General features: G+C 33.1%; 19 protein-coding genes. 7 read left to right on the forward strand and 12 right to left on the reverse strand.

All coding sequences use genetic code 11. The annotated features are described in order from the left end of the window. Positions 1-27: 27 nt before the first annotated feature. Entirely contained in the window at positions 28-2,379 is a 2,352-nt protein-coding gene (locus GCL57_RS07285; protein ID WP_152212695.1) for a DNA translocase FtsK, read from the reverse strand. A 49-nt stretch (positions 2,380-2,428) separates the two neighbouring features. Between GCL57_RS07285 and GCL57_RS07290 the strand changes: the two genes are divergently transcribed. Next, complete coding sequence (locus tag GCL57_RS07290; RefSeq protein ID WP_152212696.1) at positions 2,429-3,178, forward strand: EI24 domain-containing protein; 750 nt, start codon at positions 2,429-2,431, stop codon at positions 3,176-3,178. 2 nt (positions 3,179-3,180) lie between these two features. Here GCL57_RS07290 and GCL57_RS07295 read toward each other — a convergent pair whose 3' ends face one another. Continuing rightward, positions 3,181-3,714, reverse strand: a complete 534-nt coding sequence (locus GCL57_RS07295; RefSeq protein ID WP_152212697.1) for a DUF1003 domain-containing protein — start codon at positions 3,712-3,714, stop codon at positions 3,181-3,183. A 291-nt stretch (positions 3,715-4,005) separates the two neighbouring features. Here GCL57_RS07295 and leuS point away from each other — a divergent pair, with 291 nt between their 5' ends. Both leuS and GCL57_RS07305 read left to right on the forward strand, forming a co-directional pair. Further along, a complete protein-coding gene (gene leuS / locus GCL57_RS07300) occupies positions 4,006-6,462 on the forward strand; it encodes a leucine--tRNA ligase (RefSeq protein WP_152212698.1) in 2,457 nt (818 codons plus the stop codon). Positions 6,463-6,689: 227 nt separating this feature from the next. Next, a complete protein-coding gene (locus tag GCL57_RS07305; protein WP_152212699.1) occupies positions 6,690-7,634 on the forward strand; it encodes a TerC/Alx family metal homeostasis membrane protein in 945 nt (314 codons plus the stop codon). Positions 7,635-7,667: 33 nt separating this feature from the next. On the opposite strand, the gene GCL57_RS07310 is transcribed toward GCL57_RS07305, so the two are convergent. The 4 genes from GCL57_RS07310 to GCL57_RS07325 all read right to left on the reverse strand — a co-directional run bounded on the left by GCL57_RS07310 (position 7,668) and on the right by GCL57_RS07325 (position 14,357). Beyond that, on the reverse strand, positions 7,668-8,531 hold the full coding sequence (locus GCL57_RS07310) for a phytanoyl-CoA dioxygenase family protein (RefSeq protein WP_161597650.1): 864 nt from the start codon (positions 8,529-8,531) through the stop codon (positions 7,668-7,670). Between the two features lie 69 nt (positions 8,532-8,600). Beyond that, on the reverse strand, positions 8,601-9,191 hold the full coding sequence (locus GCL57_RS07315) for a cupin domain-containing protein (protein ID WP_152212701.1): 591 nt from the start codon (positions 9,189-9,191) through the stop codon (positions 8,601-8,603). Positions 9,192-9,272: 81 nt separating this feature from the next. Next, complete coding sequence (locus GCL57_RS07320; RefSeq protein ID WP_152212702.1) at positions 9,273-9,665, reverse strand: CVNH domain-containing protein; 393 nt, start codon at positions 9,663-9,665, stop codon at positions 9,273-9,275. 51 nt (positions 9,666-9,716) lie between these two features. Continuing rightward, positions 9,717-14,357 (reverse strand): non-ribosomal peptide synthetase, encoded by a 4,641-nt coding sequence (locus tag GCL57_RS07325; protein ID WP_152212703.1) that lies wholly within the window; start codon positions 14,355-14,357, stop codon positions 9,717-9,719. Between the two features lie 231 nt (positions 14,358-14,588). Between GCL57_RS07325 and GCL57_RS14785 the strand changes: the two genes are divergently transcribed. Then, positions 14,589-14,729, forward strand: coding sequence for a hypothetical protein (locus GCL57_RS14785; RefSeq protein ID WP_161597651.1), 141 nt, complete (start codon positions 14,589-14,591; stop codon positions 14,727-14,729). A gap of 357 nt (positions 14,730-15,086) precedes the next feature. Here the strand turns inward: GCL57_RS14785 and GCL57_RS07330 are convergent, their stop codons facing one another. From GCL57_RS07330 to GCL57_RS07350, 5 genes are all read right to left on the reverse strand, one after another. Continuing rightward, positions 15,087-16,814, reverse strand: coding sequence for an ABC transporter ATP-binding protein (locus GCL57_RS07330; protein WP_152212704.1), 1,728 nt, complete (start codon positions 16,812-16,814; stop codon positions 15,087-15,089). A 15-nt stretch (positions 16,815-16,829) separates the two neighbouring features. Next, positions 16,830-19,421 carry a non-ribosomal peptide synthetase gene (locus GCL57_RS07335; RefSeq protein ID WP_152212705.1) on the reverse strand — a complete coding sequence of 864 codons (2,592 nt, stop codon included), beginning with the start codon at positions 19,419-19,421 and terminating at the stop codon, positions 16,830-16,832. A gap of 2 nt (positions 19,422-19,423) precedes the next feature. Further along, positions 19,424-19,936 carry a hypothetical protein gene (locus GCL57_RS07340; RefSeq protein WP_152212706.1) on the reverse strand — a complete coding sequence of 171 codons (513 nt, stop codon included), beginning with the start codon at positions 19,934-19,936 and terminating at the stop codon, positions 19,424-19,426. A gap of 290 nt (positions 19,937-20,226) precedes the next feature. Continuing rightward, on the reverse strand, positions 20,227-21,033 hold the full coding sequence (locus GCL57_RS07345) for a Cof-type HAD-IIB family hydrolase (protein ID WP_152212707.1): 807 nt from the start codon (positions 21,031-21,033) through the stop codon (positions 20,227-20,229). Between the two features lie 77 nt (positions 21,034-21,110). Then, positions 21,111-21,767 (reverse strand): NUDIX hydrolase, encoded by a 657-nt coding sequence (locus GCL57_RS07350; protein WP_152212708.1) that lies wholly within the window; start codon positions 21,765-21,767, stop codon positions 21,111-21,113. A 244-nt stretch (positions 21,768-22,011) separates the two neighbouring features. On the opposite strand from GCL57_RS07350, the gene pepQ reads away from it, so the two are divergent. Further along, entirely contained in the window at positions 22,012-23,334 is a 1,323-nt protein-coding gene (pepQ, locus tag GCL57_RS07355; RefSeq protein ID WP_152212709.1) for a Xaa-Pro dipeptidase, read from the forward strand. A gap of 58 nt (positions 23,335-23,392) precedes the next feature. Here pepQ and GCL57_RS15070 read toward each other — a convergent pair whose 3' ends face one another. Then, on the reverse strand, positions 23,393-25,666 hold the full coding sequence (locus GCL57_RS15070; RefSeq protein WP_152212710.1) for an NADP-dependent malic enzyme: 2,274 nt from the start codon (positions 25,664-25,666) through the stop codon (positions 23,393-23,395). 135 nt (positions 25,667-25,801) lie between these two features. Here GCL57_RS15070 and GCL57_RS07365 point away from each other — a divergent pair, with 135 nt between their 5' ends. Together GCL57_RS07365 and GCL57_RS07370 are read left to right on the forward strand one after the other, a co-directional pair. Continuing rightward, a complete protein-coding gene (locus GCL57_RS07365) occupies positions 25,802-26,155 on the forward strand; it encodes a response regulator (protein WP_152212711.1) in 354 nt (117 codons plus the stop codon). A 3-nt stretch (positions 26,156-26,158) separates the two neighbouring features. Then, positions 26,159-26,482, forward strand: a complete 324-nt coding sequence (locus GCL57_RS07370; protein ID WP_152212712.1) for a helix-turn-helix domain-containing protein — start codon at positions 26,159-26,161, stop codon at positions 26,480-26,482. The last annotated feature ends 117 nt before the right edge of the window (positions 26,483-26,599 follow it).

Below are 26,599 nucleotides of genomic sequence, written 5' to 3' on the forward strand. Positions count from 1 at the left end.
TTCCACAGTCCTTTTTAGAATTCAGTCCTAAAATCTTTTTAGCACGGGTCTAGGTTTACCAGTGGCTTCCGATTGCCCTACAACCCCTTCTCGGATCATTCTATCCATAAGGCGTGCAGCTCGGTTATAACCTATTCGGAATTCCCTCTGAATACTTGACGTACTTACGTTTCCGCACTCACGGGCAAATTCGACAGCTTTATCATAAAGAGTATTTTCATCTATCGTCTCATTATCACCTGAAATTGAGGGCATACCGAATGCACTTACTTTGTCATTTTTTTGTCTTAAATCTTGAGATGCTCTTTCAATATCTTGCATAACATCTGCTTCATAAAACGCTGGATATAATTTTCTTAATTTATCTGATATTGAATTTATTTCTTTATCTGTAACAAAAGCACATTGTGCACGAATAACTTTACTAATCCCTGGCGGTAAAAACAACATATCACCTTTACCAAGTAAACGTTCAGCCCCAATATTTTCAATTATGGTTCTACTATCATGCCGAGAAGATACTTGAAAACTCAAACGGCAAGGTAAATTGGCTTTTATAACTCCAGTCAAAACATCTACACTTGGTCTCTGCGTTGCAAGTATGAGGTGAATTCCAGCAGCACGCGCTTTTTGCGCCAACCGTTGAATACTGTCTTCAACATCTTTAGGTGCTGTCATCATAAGATCGCTTAATTCATCAACAACAACTACAATATATGGAAGATATTCAAGTTTTACAGTTGGATCTTGTGCTTTAATTTCACCCTTTTCAATTCCATTATTAAAAGTCATGACATTTCTAACTTGATAATTTTTCATCAAGCGATAACGCCGTTCCATTTCTTCTATTGCCCATTTTAAAGCGCCAGCTGCTTTATCAGGCTCAGTAACCACGGGCATCAGCAAATGACCTATTCCGTCATAATTTGAAAGCTCAAGCATTTTTGGATCAACCAACAATAATCTAAGCTGCCGTGGCGTTTTGCTCATCATTAAGCTCATAAGCATAATATTTATACACACACTTTTTCCTGAGCCAGTTGAACCTGCCACCAATAAATGAGGCATTGCAGATAAATCTGCAATGAGGGGCGAACCATCAACATTTTTTCCAAGAGCAACAGGGAGAGGTATTTTAGGATTTTGAAAATGGGGAGATTCCATAATTTCTTTTAACGAAACTGTCTCTCGTATAGATGCGGGGATTTCTATTCCGAGTGCACTTTTTCCTGGTTGCAAGCCAATTAATACACTTTGAGCTTTTAATGCTAATGTAAGATCATCCTGCAATGAAAGAACTTTATTAACTTTAATTCCAGAAGCTGGTTCAAACTCATGAACATTTATAACTGGACCATTTTGACTTCTGACAACTGTTCCTTTGACTCCAAAGGAAGCAAGCTTATCTTCAATTTGATTTGCTTCTTGTCTTAATTTTTGATTTTCAATTTCAGGGTTTTTCTTTGGAGAATTAGTTTTATGATAATCTAATAAGTTTAACAAAGAGTCATAATCTGTTTTTGTAATAGAAAATGCTGAATTTATATTATTTAAAGTACCAATATTTTCACTTTCCATAGAATTATTATCATTTATTATATTTTCATTTTGACTTATTTTATTAATTCTATTTTCACTGTTGTTTTTCTTTATTTCCTCACGATTCCTTCTAAATATCTCTTCATGTGTGAGTTGTACAGATTCTTTTTCTTTTTCAGGAGCAACATCAGATACGATACCTACAAAATCCTTCGTCACCCGAAAAGGTAACAAAGATAAAAGATAAGAAACAGTAGCGATAGGACGAATTCCAAGCGATAGAGTTAAGCTTGCAAGACCTGCAATAGAAAGAGCAATAATTGCTCCTGATTTTCCTATGAGTGAAATAACATATACCGCTATACTATTGCCTAATAAACCACCTGTATAAAGATCTATTCCTCTAAAATGTGTTTCGGGAGCAATTAAAGACAATAAACCGAGGTAACAAAAAATGAGTTGCGGATAACCAAAAATGCGTAATGGAAATCGACTCTTTAATTTAGGACGACGAAAGGTATTTAAAAGTTGCGCAATAAAAACAAATGAAAAGACGATTGCTCCTATACCAAAAACTTGGAAACACCAATCTGCAACTGATGCTCCAATTGGACCAAATGTATTCGTAATTTCTGCGAGTTTATTTGTCACTTGGGAACTTATATTAAATGCGCTCGGATCAGCTGGGTTATATGTAATAATTGATACAAATACACAAAAAGCAACACCCAATAAAAGAACATGTGTATACTCTTTTAAGTATTCTTTATTATTTGCCTCATTATTTTGCATTATATTCACATTTTGATTTTTATTTTGTAGCTCAGAGGACATAGCCATTGAGAGTCTCCATCAGTCGCACTATTCTTAAATTATAAAGGAGGACCTAATGTCCCATTCACCTATCCAACAAATAATTATTGGATTTAAAGCTCCACTCCACTCTGTCAGCTTTTTTAAAAGCAATAAAGGCATGTTGATCTTAGGAGTGATACCTCACATATTTAATCTCCTATTCTACATTTGGCTTATTAGAAACATTATCATAGCAAAATGGATTCGGCCCCTTTTCAATTCCTTATCAACAAATTGGCATGATTCGTTCATTGCCCCTATTTTTAATCCAACACTTATAGAATCAGTTGTATGGATTGTAGGAATCTTATTTTATGGTATCTTTGGGACAGCATTTGTAAATGCGTTCGCAAGTCCACTTTATGACATTATCGCACAAAAAGCATATGAAAAAACATCTGGAACGCCTATTCGTCAACAAAGTTTTATGGATTTTATAGATAGTATCATTTCTGAAGTTACTAAAGGCATAATAATTATTAGTATTGTAATAATTTCATTTTTTGTTCAAATATTTGCCCCACTCGTATTTTTTGTTGGCATTTGGTACCTTGGTTGGAGCAGCATAGATAGAACATTATTATTAATGAATCTTCCCCTTAGAAAAAGATTTATTTTTGGAATCCGCAATTGGGGTCTTTGTTTTGGCCTTGGAATATGGAATTATATACCCCTAATAGGCGCCATATTCTCATTTGCAATGGCTGCAGCAGGAGCAATTATTGTTGCTGAAAGCAAAGCGGGTGAAGCTTATGTTGAAGACCAAAATGATTTAAATTTATGAATTTAAGCTGTCATACTATCCGAATTCTCAGTACGCTCAGATTTATTATTTTGCAGCACATCTTTTTTATGAATTTCTACACTTTTCAGCTCTTTATTTTCAACTGACTTCACTTTTTTCTTTTGTCCAGAGACTTTTCTTGCAATAAACACAACTCGCTTTATTTCTTTTAAATATAATTCTCTATCCTGTTTCATTTCTGTTTCAATTATTTCAATTTTTTTAAATATTTTCTTTTCAAGCTCATAATCCTGTTCAAGCAATGACTTCCTATAGTCAGTAGATTTTCGACTGTATAAAAGCAAAATAGGAGTTTGAATAGCTCCGAGCAATGCAAGTGCCGTCCTCAAACCGTTATAAGGATAAGGGTCAAATTTTAGAGCAGGAACCATAAATGTGTTCCAAATGACACATCCACCAACAAGTAGGATAAAAAACAGTAAGGCCCACCAAGAAGTTGAGAATTCATAAAAACGACTTCCTGATTTGTCACGAATTTCACGAAAAGATTTGAGTTTCTTTCTAGCGGCCTGCATTAAAATCACCTACTTATGACAGTTATGTTACAGTTAGAGACGACGCATTTCTTGAGTTTACACTTTCGTCACATACTTGTAAATATTTTGTGACTTTTTTGTGACAAAATATTTACTCTGCACTGACTCATAAAAATTTCATGCTTAAACTTTAAAAATATACATTTAAATCCTAAGAACTAGGAAACTCTCTTCCACTCACAACTGTTCTTTGTTACAAATGAGCTCGTTTAATATGCACCCAAAGGGTAAAAAGGGTGGGTTTTTCAACATTTACTGTCGAGGATTGACATGGCGTACCAACACAAGCAACTTGAACCACGCTGGCAAAAATACTGGAAAGATAAGAATATCTTCAAAACAAATGATGATCTATCTAAACCTAAGTATTACGCTCTCGACATGTTTCCATACCCCAGCGCAGCAGGTTTACACGTTGGCCATCCGCTTGGTTACACAGCAACCGATATAACCTCACGCTATTATCGCATGAAGGGTTATAATGTTTTACACCCCATGGGTTGGGATGCTTTTGGCCTCCCCGCAGAACAACATGCAATTGATACGGGTGAACACCCAGCAAAACTGACATATGCATCTCTTGAAAACTTTAAAAAACAACTCAATAGCCTTGGTTTTTCTTATGATTGGAGCCGAGAAATTGCCACTTGTGATCCTAAGTTTTTTCATTGGACTCAATGGATTTTCACAAAACTCTTTGAAAAAGGTCTAGCATACCAAGCAGAAGTTTTTGTAAATTGGTGTCCAAAATTAAAAACAGTTTTAGCAAATGAAGAAGTTATTGATGGATTAAGCGAAAGAGGAGGACATCCTGTTTTTCGTGTCCCAATGAAACAATGGATGCTCAAAATCACTTCATATGCTGAAAGACTTATTGAAGATCTTAATACTTTAGACTGGCCAGAATCTACAAAAGAAATTCAAAGAAATTGGATTGGAAAATCTATTGGCGCAAAAGTTAAATTTGCGCTTGAAAATTTCAATTCTGAATGTATCGAAGTGTTTACAACTCGTCCCGACACTTTATTTGGGGCAACTTATATGGTTCTTGCTCCAGAACATCCACTTGTTAACTTAATTACAGCTGTAGAAAATCAAACTTGCATTGCAGAATATCGTGAATTCACTTCACGCAAAAGTGACCTTGATAGAACAGAATTAAATAAAGAAAAGACAGGTGTTTTTACTGGATCTTACGCTATTAACCCAGTAAGTAATGAAAGAATTCCAATTTGGATCAGTGACTATGTCATGATGGGTTATGGGACAGGAGCTATTATGGCAGTTCCTGCTCATGACACAAGAGATCATGAATTTGCATTAAAATTTAATCTCAAAATTATCCAAGTTGTTTCATCAGGTGAAAATAATTTAGACATTCAAAAAGAAGCTTACACTGAAGATGGAATAATAATTAACTCCAGTTTTTTAAATGGATTAAATATTGAAGCAGCAAAAGAAAAAATCATTCAATTTTTATCAGAAAAAAATCAGGGTGAAAAAAGCATCACCTATAAATTAAGAGATTGGGTATTTAGTCGTCAAAGATATTGGGGCGAACCCATTCCAATTATGAAAGACTCTCAAGGCAATGTCATAAGAGCTTTTCAAGAATCAGAACTCCCTTTAACACTGCCAGAAGTTCAAAGCTATGAACCAACCGGTGATGGGAAAAGCCCTCTTTCAGCAATAACAAGTTGGGTTCAAAGAAAAACAAAAGATGGTTCCCTTGAATTTGTTGAAACTGACACGATGCCAGGCAGCGCAGGAAGCAGTTGGTATTTTCTACGCTATGTCGATCCCTTTAATAGTTCACAAGTAGCAGATATTGAAAAACTTAAATACTGGATGCCTGTTGATCTTTATATTGGTGGACAAGAACATGCTGTAGGACATCTTCTTTATTCTAGGTTTTGGACTAAAGTTTTGTATGATATTGGTGCATGCCCTGTAAAAGAACCATTTCAAAAACTTGTACATCAAGGCATGATCTGTAAAAATGGCGCAAAAATGTCAAAATCCAAAGGGAATGGTATAAATCCTGATGATGTCATTGAACAATATGGTGCTGACTCCCTTCGAGTCTATGAAATGTTTATGGGCCCTTTAACACAAACAAAAGAATGGGATGATAGCAATCTTGCAGGAGTTCATCGTTTCTTAAGTCGTGTTGAGCGCTTTTATGTTTCAGATGAGGGTAAAAGTTTATTAAATAATACTCAAGCCATGCAACAAGATCTTAAAATCTTGCACAAGACAATTAAGAAAGTCACAGAAGACATTGAAAGTTTAAGTTTCAATACAGCCATTGCACAAATGATGATTTTTTTAAATTCAGTTGCTGAAACTCAGTGCAAAAGTAAAGAGATATTAAAAGTATTTTTACAAATACTCTCACCTTTTGCCCCCCATTTAACTGAAGAACTTTGGTATAAATGCATTGTAGAAGAAAAAGTATCACCTGACAGTAATAAATATGAATTTATTTCATTAAGTCAATGGCCCAAATTTGATCCAAAGCTTGTAATAGACAATGAAATAAAAATTGGTGTGCAAGTCAATGGTAAACACAGAGGTGAAATCACCTTACCTTTAAATGCTGATCAAGAAACTGCAGTTGCACTTGCAATGGAAAATCCGAATGTAAAGGCAACACTCGAAGGAAAAATACTTAGAAAAACTATATATGTTGCAAATAGAATTCTTAATTTTGTTGCAACCGATTAAAAAATAAATATATTTTTAAAAATTAAGCTCTCAATAAAATTAATAATTTGAAAATTTAACTTCAAAAATAGAAATTGAAAATAATGAATTAGTTGGTTTAGTAAAATTTTCTTCTGGTATATATTTTTCTATGGATCAAAAGTACGTTAAGTCCAATGAAGTTAAAATATTTACGAGAATAGAATCACTTTGTCTAAAATCACTGTCTCATTTATGGATAGGATAAAATGAAAACATTTTTTTCAGATATTTCTGTTGTTCCAAATTGGCTATGGTTATCTTTTAGCATTGCAATTTTATTTTTACTTTTCATCGATCTCAGTCTATTTTCTAAGGGGCATAAAAAGAGTAGAACTAAAATTGCTTTAATCGAAAGCGGAATTTGGATTGCCCTCGCCCTCTGTTTTAATGCATGGTTCGCATACTCATTTGGAACTCAATTAGGCATTGAGTTTTTAACGGGCTATTTAGTAGAAAAAAGCCTTAGCATTGATAATCTTTTTATTATTCTGCTTATTTTTAGTTCATTTAATATACCTTCACAACTTCAGCACAAAGCTTTATTTTATGGTGTTTTAGGCGCTATTGTTATGCGTGCTTTGTTTATTATTCTTGGAGCTCATTTGCTCAATTCATTTCACTGGATATTATACTTTTTTGGGCTTATTCTTATTGTTACTGGAATTAAATTGCTATTTAAATCAGAAGATAAAAGTAATCTAAAAGAAAGTTTATCTATTTGGTTTTTAAAAAAAATAATTCCCACAACAGATAAATTTCATGGTGCCAATTTTTTTATTATAGATAAAGGGATAAATAAAGCAACGCCTCTTTTTTTAGCTTTAATCGCTATTGAAGTTACAGATCTTGTTTTTGCAGTAGACTCAATCCCTGCTGTATTTGCAGTAACAAAAGATGCTTTTGTTGCCTTTGCTTCAAATATTTTTGCTATACTAGGATTAAGAGCCTTGTACTTTGTTCTTGCAGAATGGATAGTAAAACTCCGCTATTTAAAGCCGGGACTTGCAACTATTTTGCTTTTTATTGGTATAAAAATGATTTTAATCGATTATATAAAAATACCTAGCTGGGTTTCTTTATTGATTGTATTTACTGTTTTAGTTACAGCAGGTTTAACATCATGGTATGTATCAAAGTTTGAAAAAAAATAAAATTCGAAAGAATTACAAATGCCAATTTTATATTTATTGCAAATTTAGGAGTTCTCCAAAGCCCCCTGGCCTTTGTAACCAATTATCTTTTGCATATCTGTGAGTAGAAAAACCTTCAATAAAATGGAGTGCATAAGCTTGTCTTGAGAAGTTTGACTTATTTATTTTGCTCTGATGAATAAGTTCACCACTCATAACCACAGCAGTGCCCGCTTTAACCTCAAGAGGAACAAATAAAGAATCATTCCAAGGTGGTATGTTACCTAATTTAAGAAAACGTCTGCCATAGACCGCAGCAGGATCACTAAGCACACGACCTAACAGTCCATCATGATGTGACCTTGGAATAATCCACATGCAGCCATTTTCAACTGTTGCATCTTCAAGAGCTATCCAAATAGCACAACAAGAAAGGGGCTCCGTGTAAACAACTGTGGAATCTTGATGAGGGTGTATGGCACCTTTAACTCCAGGTAATTTAAAAAAGTATCTGGATTGAGCAATGAGTGGTTTTTTATAACCTAAAGCTTTCACTAATTGATTCATTCGTAATGAATGAGTAAATAATTTAAAAATAGGATCATAGTCATGCAAAGCATGACCAATCTTTACTACTGCTTTCATTTTATCGCACAGCATGTGCCCATCAGCTGTTATTGTGCTGGACTCAAAAAAAATGCTGGCCTTATTCAAACTTTCAAGAAAATAATCGGCGGACACATGATTTACCGGTAAACTTGCGTTCCATTGACATCTTGGATCGGTAGTAGGATTAAACGCTGCAACCAATGCTGCAGCATGCCCTTGTAATGCACGACATTCGTCTGAGGAGGCGAAGTCAGGAATAAGTAGGTAGCCCTGATCTTTATATAATAATAAATTGGCTTGGTTTATCAAGATTCATATCCTTATAAACTTATAAAAGTGGCATTATTTAGCTAAATAATTGCTTTCGTGTTTGTTGGACTATTGCCCAATGCAACGTTCTTTGGCATTAAACTGATAAAGTTTTCCTGAAATATCACCAGCAAGTTTTTTCTCAATAAATGAACCGTCTGGCATGATTTCAATAAAGCCAAGATCCTCATCGTACACAAGAATATCTGGATCATCAAAAGCAATAAAAGGATTGTGAATAGATTCTACCACGAGGCCACTTTTTCCTGAATACCATGTGTGACGAACGCCTCTAGGCATCCACACTCTGTCGCCAACAGAAACAGAAATACTCTTAATTGGTTCGCCAAATGGAGCAATCAAGAAATATCCAAAACCTTTAATAACAGTTACGAGTCTGTCTGTATAAAGGTGAGTATGAATTCTGTTGTCTTCAGCCATTTCTGGCGGAAATTTAATGTGTAGTAATCCTACTTGACCCGCAACAGCAGCAATTAATTTTGCTTGCATGTATTTTTCATAGGTAACCCATGGAGTTATCTCTGCAAGAGATTTTAAATAAGAACTTTCTTCTGAAAATGCAGTCTGTCCATGTTCTAAAAATGAATTTTGTTCCCATTTTTCACGAGTCAGTTTGTCCAAATTAGCAAGTTCAATCATGGCATAACTCTCCATCTGTAAAATTGTAGAATAAAAATATTGTAGAGAAGATAACAAAACTAATGTATTTGCGCAAACGATTCAGTTGTAAGTTGATGGATAAACGAGAGTCCCGTTGAAGTTACGCAGCAAGGGATTTAAATCAATAAAAGTCCATACATACGCATTTTTGGAATTTTTGCAACTAGCAGCTAATACACCGTTTGAATCAACTCCCGTTTTGGTACAAGTTGTATGAAATTTACTCATAACATGACTATCAGCATCTGCAGTGAGTACACCGTTGCTATTATTAATGCCTCTCAAACGAAGTGAGGTGTTATATCTTGCACCATTTTCTGCCGTACAAACAGCGCTAAGACTTGCTTTATATATAATAAAATTATTGCATGTTTTTGCAAAGCTCTTTAGCTCTGTAGCGTATGAATTCATTGAAACGAGTGTTAAGAGAATAAGTAAAATAAATTTTTTCATTGTCCTTTGCCCTTTCCTTGTTTTGACACTTTTTTGATTCACTGAATCCGATTATATTTCAATCACCGATTTTGTCAAAAAAAGGAACTCTTCAGAAAATTTTTCTATCGATGAAAGATCATAAAGATCGGTACAGTATTCTATTTTTATATCTAATGATTTTTTGCGTACATAAATGTCAAATGAAAGGCCAAATTTTGCTGTTTTGTTATCGATGAATTCAATTTCGCTATTCATATTTTGAGATACAAATTTTGCGAAATTTTCATCGAAATGATGAAAATTCACACTTATATCAACCAAGGTGTGACAAAATGCAAGTCTTTGTAAATGCATCGATTGATTAATGAGTTCTAATGGTGTGAAGCGATGAATTGTTGCATCAAATAATGTTTTTTTAATTGGTGTTAAAAGATCTACAAAAGAATCACCAACATATATTTTATTTCTTAATAAGACGACATTTAGAAACATACCCATTAAATGTTCATCAATGTGATGATCTCGAGTTGAAATGACAGAAGCAAAAGCAATGTCATTTTCACCACTATAGCGATGCAAAAGAAGATTCATAATTGTCAATAAACCAACAAATAAAGTGCAATCGTGATGGCTACAAATATTGCGTAATTTTTGAGTGATAGATTCATCGATTGAAAAATAATAGGTGTGACCAGAAGATGAGTTTAGATGCACGTTGGATTTTCGAAAAGGCAAACAAATTGGTTTGTAATTTTTTAATTGATGACACCAATAGTCCAAACTTTTTGTTGCCTCTATGTTTTTGGGTGATCTTTGCCACAGTGCATAGTCTACATACTGACGCAAAATCTTGGGAAGTTTATATTCTACTTTAGTTAAAATTGATTCATAAATAGTACTTAATTCTTTAATAAAAATATTTATTGATGAAGCATCGTGAATGATATGATGATGATTTACAAATAAAATAAAATGCTCAGAATGAATTTGAAATAATCGTAATGTTAAAGGTGGATTATTTGATAAGTGAAATGGCGTACGAGCATTTATGACAGCAAATTCTCTAAATTGCTCAATGGTAATTATCTCAGGTTTCAAAATAACATGAGATATTGGTAATACGTTTTGAGTTATATTTGTATCTCTTTTAAAGATACTGCGTAAAATCCATTGTCTTTCTATAATACGGTTGACAGATTCTTCTAAAGTAACAGTGTCAAGGACACCTTTTAAATGCAGAGCATAGGCAACATTATAGTTTATACTTTTTTCACTTTGCAGATAATTAAGAATCCACAGACCTTCTTGTACAAAACTAAGTGGTCCAAAAAAAGACCCTGATTGAATTTGTTCAATAGAGCGCTTTCCTCCAATACTTTGTTGAATGACATTTAACATGCAACTAAAATTTGGATTTTCTAATATTTCTCGGACAGTGAGTTGTGATTGAATTTCACGATTTATTAAAGCCAGCAAACGCATAGCATGCAATGAGTGTCCACCTAAATAAAAAAAATGACTTTCTGCATTAATCTCTTGAACACCGAGCAATTTTTTCCAAAGGTTTGCCAATACCAATTCTAAAGATTTTTTTTCATTGCATTGACTTTCACTATTGTTTTTACTCTGAGGTTTTTTTTCTGTAGATAGCAAATCAATTAATTGATTTGTATCAATTTTTCCTTGTATGGTAACAGGCCATTTTTCAACAAATTGCAGACGTGCTGGTTGCATGTATTCTGGTAGGTTTTGTTTAATGTGATCTTGAATTGATGTCTTTAGAGTAGAATATTCTATTTTTATTTTTGCATTGATTTCAGAAATATTAGGAAGAACAAAGGCTGCAATATAAGGGATGAGTGCATTTTGATTGTAAATAGCAATACTACTAGCAACAAGAGCATGCTTATTTAACACACATTCAATTTCACTTAATTCAATTCTAAATCCACGAATTTTAATTTGTCTATCACTTCGCCCCAAGAATTCAAGTGTATTTTCATTCACCCATCGCACTCTGTCACCTGTCTTATAAACAGGCCCAGTTTTAGGTAAATCCTTATTCATCGTATTTAAATCTTGTAAAAAAGATTTTGCTGTGAGGTTTGGACGTTTGAAATATCCACGGCTCACTCCTAAACCTCCAATGTAGAGTTCACCACTAACGCCAATTGGCACAAGCCGATAATAATCGTCGAGTACGTATAATAATGCATGCGTAAAAGGTTGGCCTATGAGTTTTTCGCGCGCATAAAATGCAACATAGTTATCAAGTTCGCACGCAGTTACGGCTATTGTTGCTTCAGTTGGTCCGTAGGTGTTAAGAAGTCGAATACCTGAAGGTTTAAATTGAAACCATTGCTCAAGAATTGCGGGTGCGAGTGATTCTCCACCAATGACAACTGTTTTTAAACTATCAGGAAGTTTTAGTGAAAAGGCAAAAAGATCATGCACCAGTTGGCCCCATAGTGTTGCAGGTAAATTAAGTATGGTTATTTTATATTGTTGGCATATTTCAAAAAAGTGAGCACTTGTATTCAATATATTTTGAGTGCGCAAGCATATGCTTGCTCCTGAAATTAACGAAGCACAAATATCTGCTAAAGAAGCATCAAAATTGTAAGAACAAAATTGTAAAATACGATCTTCCTTTGTGATAGGAAATGTTTTTGCGGCCGATTTTGCAAAACAAACGAGAGCCCCATGCGCAATCATAACACCTTTAGGCAAGCCACTAGACCCAGAGGTGTAAATAATATAGGCCAACTCGTTTGCTGTTAATTGCATTTTATAGCGAGAAAAGTGAGTAGAAATATTTTCTAAAGTGCTATGTATAATTTGTGAAGAAAGCAGGCAAGTAAAATCTGTAAGTATGTGGGAAAGAGATTCAACATCAGTGATTACAAAGCTTACTTCTGCTTCATGTAAAATACTTTGCAATCTGGATTGTGTTTCCTGAGGCGATAGCGGCAAGAAAACCATTTTTGCTTTCATAATTCCAAATATAATAGGAATATATACATAGGTATGCTCATGAATAACAGCAATAATTGAACCGCAATTTAAACCTGATTTTTGTAAGTTATAGGCAACAATATCAGATAAATGATCCAGTTGCTGATAAGTGATTGATTTAAATTCACTTGTCACAGCAATATGCTGTGGATGATTTGCAACCTGTTTTACAAACAGAGATATAATTGTTTCTTTATTGTTAGTGTCTATAGAATTTTCTTTTGCCTGTTTAAGAAAAAGTTCTCTTTGTTTAAGAGAAACAAGTGGCAGATTTTTAGAATGATAAGTTGGGTTATTTAAGGCAGTGGTTAAATAGTAAGAAACATTCTCTAGAAATTCTTCAATTCTTTTTGCATCATAGTATTTAGAATTGTAATGGGCGCTTATTTGCAAGTGCTTCGTGCCTTTTGGAAAAATATGTAATTGCAAAATTTCAGGACGATTACTTTCTGTAACAAAACTTTCTGATGCAGTGATGCATATAGGAATTTTTTGAAGCCAAATGCAGTTTCGGTCTAAAAATTCGTTTGCACTATTTTCTTCAGAAGAATCATTCATGACATCATATATATAAGACAAAATAAATTCTCGACATACATTAGCTGTAATATCAACATTTAGCAATATAAAATGATGTAATTGTTGTGCAGGTAATAATGTTTGTTCTGCACATCGCAAAAAATTTAGATTTCCCGTGTTAACTTTTTTAAATGCTTCTGCTTCACATTTTTTTGCCTGTTGCAGCATTTCATTTTGAAAAAGATTTTTATATTCTGCATAACCTATTTTTTGAAAAGCTTGAGCTGTTTCTGGATGATTTAATATCCCCGATTTTTTAAGTACACTTATAATATTTTTAACAATAGGATTAATTAACCATAAAGATTCTACTGTGTATTCGGGATGTGTGTCATACAAAACACGTTCAATTTCTTCGCATTCTAAGTTTAGTTTCGATAGTATATCTCTATCTATTTTTATTTTAATATCACGACTTAAATATTCACAAATAAAGTTTGGCAAACATCGCCCAATAATTTTTTTTGTATCCTCAGATATTTCTTGCCAAAGACGAGTCAGTAATTCTGAAAAAATACCACAATGCCTACCTTCATCAGCAAGATGATCGGCGTTAATTTCATTAAAAAATATATTCACTTCAGGGTCTTTAATTGTTGCAACAAGCTCTTTTGTTATAGAATTTTCTGCAATGCAAACAGCAATGATTTCAAAATAAAATCGACAATGTTCTGGTAACGTTGTGAGCACTAATTGAATAGATCGTGTTAAGCTTGATTCGAAAGATAATGCTATTGGTTTAATTTTTGTAAAATTTTCGACTTGATTAATAAAATCATGTGCAACATGAGCATGGTAACTTTCATCAATAATTACTGTCAATAAATTTTGATACATTTCTTCTGGCAAAGAAATAAATGGTTTTTTTTGTATTATTTTTTGGACAATTTTACAAACAACTTCCGTCTCATTAATTAAAATATTTTGCATAAACATGTATGCAGATTGAACAAGAATAGATCGTGTTATTTCTTCACCTAATGCCATTATGATTGGATGAAGGCATAAGGGTTGTTCTGTTATGGGAAAAAAATATTTTGAACCGTCGCTAATTAGTATACGTCTTGGCTTATTTCTTACAGTGGAGTTTTTTTCCCAATTATTAATGATTTGCATAATCTTCTCCTCTTCATAAACTTTGTTAATCTCGCAAGTTTTATCGCAACATTTGAAATTGTGTCATCCCACGACTTGAGCCTGGGATCCATACAAACTACGATTGATTTTCTCTTTCGCTAAAGTCACAAACATTTTCTCAGGAATGGCAGTATAACGAATTTTTGACAAACAGATTTTCTTAAGCTATACTGACGACAGAATTTAAAACATTAAAATGAGGAATGTAAAATGGAAACTCTCGCAAAACAACTTATTGAAGACAAAAATTTTGAGTTACTTATGAAACTAATTAGTGACGAAGGTTCACGCGCTAGCTGTACAGGCGGTGGTGGTGGTGCTGGAGATTGTGGTTCCTGTCAGGTAAGTTAAACTTTAAAAACAAGATTAACGAGTTTTAATTCTAAAGAAACAAAATTTTTTACGTAAATCTTATCGGAAATCTATTAAATTTTCAACATTGCTCATTTGAAACTCTGGAAGTTGAGAAAAAAATTCGCATGTATTAAGTTATATGAAGATGAGTTAGATTTGCCAATTCATTGGAAGCTCCCATTGTTGAGATTTATTTTTGGAGAAATTAAGCTCCAAAAATGAGACTCTTATCTACCAATAATCTACTCAACATTTAGCTGACATTTATAGTATTTTTTGGTCGCTACTCATTCTCCATATAATGTTCGGATAATTTGCTGAATTTTTCTGCCGGATTCAGCAGCTTTACTTAGTTTATGATAAGTCTATCATTGGGACAGGAGAAACAGCCGAAATCATCTGGGATTTAATTTCCAAACAATACAAAAAATCGGCCACTTGAATAGGCTGCAATCTATGTGAAGTCATAATAACAAGCTTGCCTTTAAGATTTTTCTTAAGAACTTCTAAAAATAATTTTTCTCTTTCTAAATCAAAAGCAGATGTTGGTTCATCAAATAAAAATATTTTTGCATCAGTGTAAAAAGCTCGTGCAAGAGCAATGCTCTGTATCTGCCCGCCTGAAAGTTTAATGCCATTAATACCAACAATTGAATCAAGGCCATTTTCGAAATGATTGACAAACTCAGAGGTTAAAGAAATGTCTAAAGCTCTTTGCAAAGCAGTGTGATTTAATTGTGAATCGAAAAGTGTAATATTATCTCTTATACTTGCCGTAAATAATTTTGGATTTTGAGGTACAAAAGCAATTTTTTTGCGCCACTCTGTTTGTACATGTTCGTCGATATTAATAGAGTTATATAAAATTTTTCCTGCATCAAGTGTAAAATCACGCATTAATAAACGGAGGATAGTTGTCTTACCAGAACCAGTAGGCCCCTTAATAACACTCAGTTGTTCAGCTTTAAATTCAATATTAATCTCACTTAATATTTTTCGATATCCATAAGAAAAACCGCTCCCTTCCATTTTAATGTTTGCTAAACAATCAGAAAAATGAGGATTTTTTTTATCGATTAAAGGAAAACTCAAATTATTTAATTTAATTAATATATCTTTAAATCCTTCAAACCCCTTAACTATTTTATCAATAAGTCCACCTAAAAAGGAAAATGGTAATAAAAATTTTCGACTTAGAAAAGATGCTGCTGCAAAAGCTCCAAATGATATTTGTTCGTTAAAAATAAGAATTGCACCATGTACAAGAATGCTAATTAAACCTATTTGTATAAAAATACGTGTTGCAGGAATCATAGCTGAGTTAACAGTGTTCGCCTGATCATTTGCCTGCTTCAACTCATCTGCTTTTATTTCTACTTTTTTATAAAATCGACTTTCAAGTGCATAATCGTTGACAATCGAAACACCACTAATCAGTTCATCAATTTCTCTGTACATGAATCTCATCTTTTTTTTCGAAAATTGATAAATCGGATGTGCTTTTTTTTGTAGAAAAATGGTAATTAAAAAAACAGGCAACAAAGAAATTAAGGCGTAAAATAAAAAAACAGGTGCAATGATAAATAATAGAGGCGCAACAATTAATACTGAAAATAGCAATTTAAAAAAATCTTCCAGTGTGTAACTTATAAAGAATTCAACTATTTCGATGGCTCTATTCGTGAATCTATCATCATCACGTAATGTTGCGGCTTCAGAAGTTGAATGTGTCTGCTTTTTTTGATGAGTTAAAATATAATGACAAAGCTGCATACGTAATTGGAACTGTAATGAACTTGCAGTGCGTTTCCATTGAACTGAACTTAAAAACTGAAATAAAATGCTGAACAACCAAGCTAACAAGGCCAGTGCGCCTAATAAAAAAACACTCGTATAATTTGCCGCAAAATAATATTGAAAAAGAAAACTTTGTTCCTGACGAATAGCTATATCTATCATAAGTCCCAAAAGTATTTCAGGAATAACATCAAATAATTTAAATAAAAAAGTTCCTGTTGCAGCCCATATCATAGATTTTCTAAATTTAGGTTCAGAAAATGCTAATCTCAAAAAAGATTTCACAAATAGAACTCCAAATTAATTCTTTGAAAATGTTATGCAAAATTGCAAAATATCTTCTCCCATTTTTCTAACGGCCATTGCATCACTAAAAAGAGTGTGGTGAAAAGCATCAATTTCACTTTTTGTCACAAAAGTGCGTGCTGGAGGCAATGACCAACCATGATTTTGTTTTTTAAGCTGTTGAAGAGTACTTTCTTGCTGAACTTCTGAATGCAAATGTTTACATTCAATAAAAAGACAAGGACTTGTTAAATATTTTTGATGATAATTTACAACCATAACTTGATTATGATTTAATTCGTGAACAATTTTTTGTCCGAGTTGAGAATTCTCTGGAAGCCCTCTTAGATGCAATTGAGTTTTATTGTACAAATCTCTCTCTTGTGGCGATCCTAAACTCTGCAATTTAAAACTATCAATTAAAACAAGAGCACAAGGAGTAATAGCAAGAGATTCTAGCTGTTTAATCATTTCAAAAGCAACTACTCCGCCAGTGCAAAAACCGCCAAGAATATAAGGTCCTTTAGGACAATGTTTTCTCAGAATTTGAATGTAGGAAGCAGCCATCTCTTCAATGCTTGCATAAGGATTTTGAACATCACCAAAACGATCATTACTTAAAGCATAAAAATCAATTTCTTTTAAAGAACTCTTCAACTCTTGATACAAATGCGCTAAGCCTGTTGCCGGATGAATTAAAAATAATACAGGCGCATTTTTATTGTGACAAAGATGATGAAGATTATGATTGACTTGTGTATTAAAAATAGCTTGTCCAAGTTCTCGAATAGTGGGCTTTTGAAAAAGCATACTGGGTGGAAGCGAGGTATTTAGGTGACGATTAATTTTATCCATTACAAGCATGGCAAGTAGGGAGTGCCCCCCCAAATCAAAAAAATTTGTGTCTATACCCATTTTATTTGGAGGCAAAGATTCTTTCCAAATTTGCAAGAGTGACATTTCAAGTGGGTTTGTCACAAGTTTTTTTTTCACTGCCAATGAATAGCTTGCAGCCAAAATATGTAATGCTTGAATATCCGTCTTGCCAGCTATATTAATAGGTAGTTTTTTGAGAATGACAAAGTGTTGAGGAACAATGGGCATAGGAATTTTGTTTAAAAGCTCATGCTTAATTTTCTCACAAAAAATAGACTCATTTGATATAGACTGTTTTACAACAATAAATGCAAAAATTTTTGGAGCATTTTGTTTATTATGCACAATTATTTTAGCGTCTAAAACATTATTTAAAGAACAGATTACAAATCTAATTTCTTCAAGCTCAACCCGTATGCCTCTTATTTTAACTTGGCTATCAAGGCGCCCAAAATAATATATATGCCCATCAGGCGTAGACATAACTTCATCACCCGTGCGGTACCAAAAACTGTTACTTTTTCCATGCACAAAAGATTTTTGTGTTTCTTCAGTTTTATTTAAATAACCATCAGCAAGTATAGGACCTTCAAGACAAAGTTCACCTTTCACACCATGCGGGACAGATTGCATTTTATTATTAACGATATGAAAACTACAGGCACGACTATCTTTTTCAATGGGAATGTTAGTTGTGAAATGCTTAATGTTGTTACGATCAATTTTAAATTTCGAACAGGTAACTGTGGCTTCTGTTGGGCCATATGAATTATAAAGTACATGATGGGGATGCAGTTCAAGCCACATAGCAGAATCTTTCACACTCATTTCTTCACCCGTAAATAACCAATTCATTGTTTGAGGTATTTTCTGAAATAATGACTTTGACTCATTAACAAGTAATCTAAAATATGAAGGAGTGCATTTGCATAAATTTATTTTTTTCTGAATGAGATATTGTAAAAAGACGCTAGGAAAATTTTTAATATCATCCGAGCATACAGAAATTGTTTTGCCAAAAGCAAGTGCCACTAAAGTTGTTGTGATTGAAGCATCGAAGGTTAAATTGGTGGAAAAATCGATACGTTCGCATTTATGAATGAAATCAAATGAGCCAAACCACGTACAGTAATGCCACAAAGCTCTATGCGATATTTTAACTCCTTTAGGTTGACCAGAACTGCCTGAAGTGTACATGATATAAGCAAGTTGATTTGGGTGAACATGTGAAGTCATATTTTCTAAATAATATTCAGGATCTTCATATTTTATTTCATCTATTGTATGTAAAAGTGAAATTTTTAAATTACATTCGGTTAAATAAGCAATACCATGATTTAATTTAACTTTTACATTGGCGTTATTTAATACATAATCAACGCGCTCTTTAGGACTCTGCAGATCATAGGGAACAAAAGCACCTCCAGCAAAAAGAATGGCTAACATGTCACTTAATGTTTCAAGAGATCGACTGCTTGAAATAGCAATACATTCGCCTGGAAAAATATCGCGTAGTAAATGTTTTTTAAAAATATTTTGCAAACAATGAGATTTTTGCAGAACTCTTTGCCAAAAAGAATGTGCAGTGAGAAATTGATCATTAAACTCAATAAGTAATTCAGATGATTTTTTTAGAGATGCTCGATGAAAAACATCTAAAATCGTCATCTCTGAGTTAAAATCTTTTTTATTCCACACAGGATTTAATGAAGGAGATAACATTGTGAACATACTCACCTGCAGTTCAAGACCAAATCATTTTTAAAGTGAACGTCATTGCGAGCATGGCGATTCAACTCATCTAAAGTGATATTCAAAGTTTGTTTAATCATTTTAATGAAAAACCAAAACTTTAAACGATCTTCTGCAATATCACCAAAGTTTTTAACGTAAAGTGAAATCCATTGCAGCATTTCATCGACAAGCTCTTTTCTTGGAATATCAGTTTTATAATCATTAAATGTAATGCTTTCATGATGAACCATTCTGCCACTAGGGAGAGCTTCGCATAACTTCTGATAATAAGCTGTTTGTAAGATAAGTGAATGCCAAATATCATCAACTTCTTGAGTCAAGGGAATAAAAGTGCGTTTAAGTTTTGGATATTTTGATGATATGTAGAGGAACTTGAGAAGTTCCTCAAAACAAGCAGATAGTGTTTCTGAATTATCTTTAAATTTAGTAAATATATATTGCTTTAATCGCGGATCAACAAGATTCAAAAGATCGCTTCCATTTATTAACATAGGGTGTGTTCTCTAATATTAAAGAAGGCTTGATTTTAGCATGTTTTTCGCAAAAGTTGGATTACTAGGTCTGACAAAAGCAAGAGAACATGTTGAGAACAATTATAACAGATCAACTATGGGCAAGGCTAGCACAAGAGTTAAAAGAATTTAAAATTCTCTACTCAAATGGAGAAATGGTATTTATGGAAGACGTATTTTGGAAATTATGAACAGATGTTCATAGAAAATGAGCTTTCAACAGAGTTCGAATTTCGATCAACAGTATTTAATTAATTATCTTTGTAAAATTAGAGAGAAAAATATTTTCTTAAGAAAAGAGCAACTCCATCTTGATCATTAGACAATGCTATTTCCTTTGCTGCATTTCTTGCCGCTAAGGATGCATTGGCCATTGCTACACCCAAACCACAATTTTTAAGCATTTTTTCATCATTATCGCCATCACCCATGCAAATAAAATCACTCATACCTAAACTCACTAACTTGGCATATTCTTCGACCCCAGAGAACTTTGAAACACCTTGAGCGTTAATTTCTAAAGAGTCTGGTTTTGATAAAACAACTCCAAGATGTTTAATTTTTTCTTTTAAAAACTGCGAAAAATTATTTAATAGATCAGGATGAGCCACAACCATAATTTTTTCTGCTGTGTCTATTTGATAAGATTGATCACCAATTATATTTGGAGAAAATCCAATAATTCTTGCCTCTTCTTGAGCTTTTAAAGTATTGTATGGAACAAGCCAATTAAATTGACTGTATATATGCATAGTCAATTCATTTTTTAGATTCTGTTCGCAAAAATACTTAAAACTTGTAAAAATATTTATCAAGTCGCTTTTGAGAATAGAATTTGTATACAGTATTTCATCTGCATTTTTTGCTATTATTGATCCATTACCACCAATCATCATTTCATTTTCAAGACCTATATTTTGTGCAATCTGCAATACAGATTGAATAGGTCTAGCACTTGCTAATACGATTTTTATTCCAGATTTTACTAATTCATTGAGTGTTTTTTTTGCTAAAGGAGACACACAATGTTTTGAATTTAATAAAGTGCCATCAAGATCTAAAGCCACTGCCTTCATTTTTGCACCTAATATTTAATTGAATTTTATGGCTTAGAGTTTACACAATAAACTTCTTTCCAGAGAAAGATCTTAAATTATTTTATTGATCGAATCAATATCTTTAATTTATTAAACTGCCTAATTGTACTATATTCACTTGTATAGTTATGTATTTCATTTATTGGAATCCATTTTAAATCAATTGATTCTTCTGAAATTAAAATGTCATTTTCATTTTCAGCAATGATGAGATAGCGAATATCATAATGTAAATGCGTTGGCTCATTCCCACGCTCAGGAATTTTATGGATATCAATATCAAATGGAATAGTATCTTCTAAATTATTTAAATTATGTATATTTGGAAAATTTAAATAATTTAGAAGATGCAGTTGGGATGAACCAGATTCTTCATTTGCTTCTCTCAACGCAACATTATGTATAAGATGATCACCATCACAATGCCCACCCAATTGAAGCCATTTTTTCAATTTCGCATGAAAAGTCATTAATACTTTTGTAAAATTTTTATTTACAACCACTGCCGATCCTGTGACATGTCCACAAAGGTTGCTTCTTAAAAAACAATTTGCTTCATTTTCTATAAAAGTTTTTAATCTAAGTAAAACTTCTATCTGTTCAGACTTTTGCTCTTCATAGTCTTGAAAAATCCCATAAATTGATTTTTCTTTATAAGACTGAAGTGCCTTTAAAATTATTTCTCTATTATCATATTTAGTCGATAGACTCATTTTTAGCTTCCAATACTTTTTAAATTTCTTTTGCAATTTTTTCTAAAACTAATAAAGTAACCCCAAATGACTGCAAATATCATAAGAAACCCACCTGACAAAGCTTTTACACTTAAGTTTCTTGCAAAAGCACATGGCTAAAAAATATAGCTAAGAGAGTTCTTACTTTTAAATTTCTCTTTGCAAAAAAATTGAGTAGATTACTCTTTGTAAAAGACATTTATAAATTTTAAGGAGAAATTTAATGGTCAGTCTTACTTCTCTATTTTCTGAGCATATTAAACAAAGAATAAGCAATGCAAATGAAGCTCTTCAAGCACTTAACTATCGCTCTCTGATTTTAGGAGCAGGAGAGCCTTTTACCTACTTTTCAGACGATTCAAATGCAGTATTCAAGCCCAATCCACACTTTGCCCATTGGTGTCCTGCCAAAGGTGCGCATCATATTGTTAAATACGAAACTGGTAAAAAACCACTTCTCATCTATTATTCTCCTGATGATTTTTGGCATTTCCATGAACCACTAGGAAATCCATATTGGGCAGATGAGTTCGAAATAATAGAAGTCAATTCAATAGATAAAATTTGGTCTCAATTAGGAGATCTTAGTTTTTCTGTTTTTGTTGGAAATGAAATAAAATATGCACAAGTTCATAATGTTAAAATAAATTGCGAATTGATGTCATCTCGTTTAAATTGGTATCGCCGTTTCAAATCTAATTATGAAATTCATTGTATTTCTGAAGCAAATAGAATTGCTGCAGCTGGACATAATGCAGCAAAAAGCTCTTTTCTAGATGGAGCCTCTGAATACGAAATACACATGTCTTATTTATTGGCAATGGAAAGCGTTGATTCAGAACTTCCATATACTGGGATTGTTGCATTAGATAAAAATGGAGCTATTTTACATTATCATGGACGTGAAAAAAGAAGAAATGGAAAAGTTCTCCTAATAGACTCAGGAGCAACTTTTAATAATTATCCTTCAGATATAACAAGAACATATGCTAATAAACAAGCCGACAGTATTTTTCAAGAACTTCTCAAACAAACTGAAACAATGCAACTTGAACTCTGCTCACAAGTAAAAGAGGGATTGTATTTCCCAGATTTACATGAAAAATGTCATCTTAAAATAGCTGAAATTTTAGAAAATATTGGCGTCTTAAAAATATCAGGAGACTATAATACAGCTTTGCAAGAAGGAATGACAAAAGTATTTTTTCCACATGGCCTAGGACATATGCTTGGGATTCAAGTCCATGATATAGGTGGAAAACAACTTGATATACAAGGCAACCCAGCTCCTAAAAATCCTAAAAATATTTTTAGTTCATTGCGATTTGTTGGGCCTCTTGAAAAAAATGTTGTTGTTACTGTTGAACCAGGAATTTATTTTATACCTATATTATTAAATCAATTCAGAGAAAATAATAATTATTCTGATAAAATAAATTGGAATTTAATAGAAAAACTCATTCCATTTGGTGGCATTCGAATTGAAGATAATGTTCTTGCGCTAGGCAATTCCCAAAGAAATTTAACTCGAGAATTTCTCCCATAAATACAAAAAGTCTCATTTAAATAAGACTTTTTGTATTAAGAATTATAAATATAAAAAATCACATTCCATTTTGTGCTCTATGCACTGTAAAAGTAATTAAGTTAACAATTTCTTCAATATCACAATTGCGGGCAAGAACATTCACAGGTTTTTTTATACCTGTTAATATTGGGCCAATAGTTGTTGCACCGCCTAATTTGCCGAGTAATTTATATGCAACATTTCCAGAAGTGAGATCAGGGAAAATAAGAACATTTGCTGGGCCCTTCAGAGTAGAAAATCCGTATGAACGCTCTAAAAGCTCTGATGAAAGAGCAAAATCAGCTTGCATTTCACCATCAATTTCAATATCAGGACGCAATTTTTTTACAATCTCAGTTGCTTTGCAAACCTTTTCAGATTCAGGGTGTTTAGTACTACCAAAATTACTAAAGCTAAGCATAGCGACACGTGGATGTTCACTTAGATATATTTTTGCAAGATCATGCGTTTGAATTGCGATTTGAGCTAATTGCTCTGCAGTAGGATTTATATTTACAGTTGTGTCTGCAACAAAAATACTTCTCTCTTTCCAAAGTAACATATAAATTCCAGCTAAAACTTTATCCGCCTGTACACCAAATATTTGTAGGGCAGGTCTTAAAGCATCGCCATAATTATGATGAACTCCTGAGCAAAAAGCATCTGCATGTCCCGATTCAACCATCATAGCGGCATAATAATGATGATCACCAGAAATTAATTCTTGCGCACCCATACGAGTCACACCTTTACGCGCACGCTTTTCAAGCAACATCGAAGCATAAATATCTGTATTTTTATCAACAGCTGGATCGATAATAGCAACCTGATCAAGATTTTTTTCTAATTTTGCTTCTTTAATAAGTTCTTTAATTTTACTAATATTACCAAGCAAAATTGGTTCACAAATACCTTCACTGCGCACTATTTCTGCTGCTTTTAATATTTTTGGACTGGTCCCTTCAGGAAGAGCAACCCTCATTTTTTTACCATTTGTTCTATTTGCAACAACCACTCCACGTTTTATTTTTCGTGTAACAGATTGCAAGACACCTAAACGAGATTCCAATTGATCAACATAAGCATCGAGATCAATTTTTTTACGCGCAACATTTGTGTCCATTGCAGCTTTAGCAACCGCAGGTGCAACTCTTAATAAGAGACGTGGGTCAAATGGTTTTGGAATAAGGTACTCTCTACCAAATCCAGAAATACTTTCGTAAGATTTAGTAACACTTTCAGGAATATCTTCTTTAGCCAGTTTAGCAATTGCATAAACTGCGGCCATTTTCATTTCTTCATTTATTCTTCTTGATAAAACATCCATACACCCTCTAAAGATATAGGGATAACCAAGTACATTATTAACTTGATTAGGATAATCGGAACGACCAGTTGCAATAATTGCATCAGAACGAACAGATTTAATATCACTTGGTCCGATTTCTGGATCTGGATTTGCCATTGCAAAAATAATTGGATCTTTCGCCATGCTAGCAACCATTTCTTTAGAAACAGCTCCTGCAACACTCAATCCACAGAAGATATCAGCTCCATCAATTGCTTCTGTCAATGTCCTTTTTTTAGTTTCATTTGCAAATCTCTCTTTGTATTTATTCATTCCTTCGGTGCGCCCTTTATAGACTACTCCTTTAGAGTCGCACAAGAATAAATTTTCTTTTTTCAATCCAATATTTATATACATTTGCGCACATGCAATTGCAGCAGCTCCTGCGCCATTAACAACACAAATCACATCTGCAATATTACGTCCCGTAATTTCACATGCATTTATTAATGCAGCTGCACTTACAATTGCTGTACCATGCTGATCATCATGAAAGACAGGGATATCTAATTCTTCTCGCAATTGCTCTTCAACTTCAAAACATTCTGGAGCTTTAATATCTTCAAGATTAATTCCACCAAAAGTAGGTTCAAGCATTCGACATGCTGAAATAATTTCTTCAGGAGTTTTGGCATTAAGTTCAATATCGTAGCAATCAATATCTGCAAAAATTTTAAATAAAACAGCCTTGCCTTCCATAACAGGCTTACCTGCCATAGGGCCAATTGCGCCTAAACCAAGAACTGCTGTCCCATTCGTAACAACTGCAACTAAATTTCCTTTAGCTGTATATTCATACACAAGAGAAGGATCTCTTGCGATTTCTTTACAAGGCTCAGCAACCCCAGGAGAGTATGCAAGAGTGATATCTTTTTGATTTTTACACTCTTTTGTTATTCCTGTTTCTATTTTGCCTTTTCGGCCTTTGCTATGATAATTTAGCGCATCTTCTCTTAAGCCCATGTAAATTCCTTTCCTCTAAACGATGTCATGGGAACAACCTCTTTCTACGGTACCCTTTATATTTAAAGCATGCAATGTGCTATTCTAGCAGTGTGCTAAAGTATAAAAACTACAGAAAAAAGGAATTGACTCGGCATGAAAGTCCTGATTATTGACGATGATTCCGATTTACTTGAGATGTGTGCGCGTAGGCTGAGAAAAAAAGGAATAGATGTTCAAACATCATTGAATCTCAATGATGCGATTGAGATTATTAAAAAAGACCCTGATTTAAAAGCTATTATTTGCGATCTTTTCTTATCAAATGGAGAAAATGGGATAGATTTCTTTGAAACATTATCAAATCAAATATTTAAAGAAAAATTTATTCTTACAACTGGAGATGACAGCGCAGACAATCGCATTGAAAAATTAAAATTGATGCACTCTAACTTTACTTGCTTTCAAAAACCTTATTCAATTGAAGATATTCTCAGTTTTTTAGGATAAAAAATGGCAAAAAAATTAATGCAACGCAGCAAAGAAATTCAAGCATCTGGTCATTGGCTTAAGCTCAATGAAGCAGCTCAACTCTTACAGACCTCTGAGATAACCTTGAGGAGGAAAGTTAAGTCAGGAAAAATCAAATCAGAGTTCAGAGATGGAAAATATTATATTTTTATTAAAGATGATTTATATAAAGAAAAAAAAGAGGAAATAATTCACTTTGAAAGCTATCTAAAGGATAAAGAAATAGAACTTCGTGAACTTAAAAAACAAATTATTGATCAAAAAATCCTTATAGAGATTCTTGAAAGAAAATTAAATTTAATATAAATCAACTCTCTTGACAAACTTTAATTACTTTGCTAATAACTCAATAAGTTTGTATAATAGTACTTTATTTTGTTAGAATTAATTTTTCCTAAATAATTACTTTTTAATAATTTAATA

This window comes from Fluviispira multicolorata (assembly GCF_009208585.1).
In the GTDB taxonomy this organism is placed as follows: domain Bacteria; phylum Bdellovibrionota_B; class Oligoflexia; order Silvanigrellales; family Silvanigrellaceae; genus Silvanigrella; species Silvanigrella multicolorata.

Coding starts and splice junctions, on each gene's coding strand:
- GCL57_RS07285 (WP_152212695.1), bottom strand. CDS start 2,379: ATGGCTATGTCCTCTGAGCTACAAAATAAAAATCAAAATGTGAATATA.
- GCL57_RS07290 (WP_152212696.1), top strand. CDS start 2,429: ATGTCCCATTCACCTATCCAACAAATAATTATTGGATTTAAAGCTCCA.
- GCL57_RS07295 (WP_152212697.1), bottom strand. CDS start 3,714: ATGCAGGCCGCTAGAAAGAAACTCAAATCTTTTCGTGAAATTCGTGAC.
- leuS (WP_152212698.1), top strand. CDS start 4,006: ATGGCGTACCAACACAAGCAACTTGAACCACGCTGGCAAAAATACTGG.
- GCL57_RS07305 (WP_152212699.1), top strand. CDS start 6,690: ATGAAAACATTTTTTTCAGATATTTCTGTTGTTCCAAATTGGCTATGG.
- GCL57_RS07315 (WP_152212701.1), bottom strand. CDS start 9,191: ATGATTGAACTTGCTAATTTGGACAAACTGACTCGTGAAAAATGGGAA.
- GCL57_RS07320 (WP_152212702.1), bottom strand. CDS start 9,665: ATGAAAAAATTTATTTTACTTATTCTCTTAACACTCGTTTCAATGAAT.
- GCL57_RS07325 (WP_152212703.1), bottom strand. CDS start 14,357: ATGCAAATCATTAATAATTGGGAAAAAAACTCCACTGTAAGAAATAAG.
- GCL57_RS14785 (WP_161597651.1), top strand. CDS start 14,589: ATGGAAACTCTCGCAAAACAACTTATTGAAGACAAAAATTTTGAGTTA.
- GCL57_RS07335 (WP_152212705.1), bottom strand. CDS start 19,421: ATGTTCACAATGTTATCTCCTTCATTAAATCCTGTGTGGAATAAAAAA.
- GCL57_RS07340 (WP_152212706.1), bottom strand. CDS start 19,936: ATGTTAATAAATGGAAGCGATCTTTTGAATCTTGTTGATCCGCGATTA.
- GCL57_RS07345 (WP_152212707.1), bottom strand. CDS start 21,033: ATGAAGGCAGTGGCTTTAGATCTTGATGGCACTTTATTAAATTCAAAA.
- GCL57_RS07350 (WP_152212708.1), bottom strand. CDS start 21,767: ATGAGTCTATCGACTAAATATGATAATAGAGAAATAATTTTAAAGGCA.
- pepQ (WP_152212709.1), top strand. CDS start 22,012: ATGGTCAGTCTTACTTCTCTATTTTCTGAGCATATTAAACAAAGAATA.
- GCL57_RS15070 (WP_152212710.1), bottom strand. CDS start 25,666: ATGGGCTTAAGAGAAGATGCGCTAAATTATCATAGCAAAGGCCGAAAA.
- GCL57_RS07365 (WP_152212711.1), top strand. CDS start 25,802: ATGAAAGTCCTGATTATTGACGATGATTCCGATTTACTTGAGATGTGT.
- GCL57_RS07370 (WP_152212712.1), top strand. CDS start 26,159: ATGGCAAAAAAATTAATGCAACGCAGCAAAGAAATTCAAGCATCTGGT.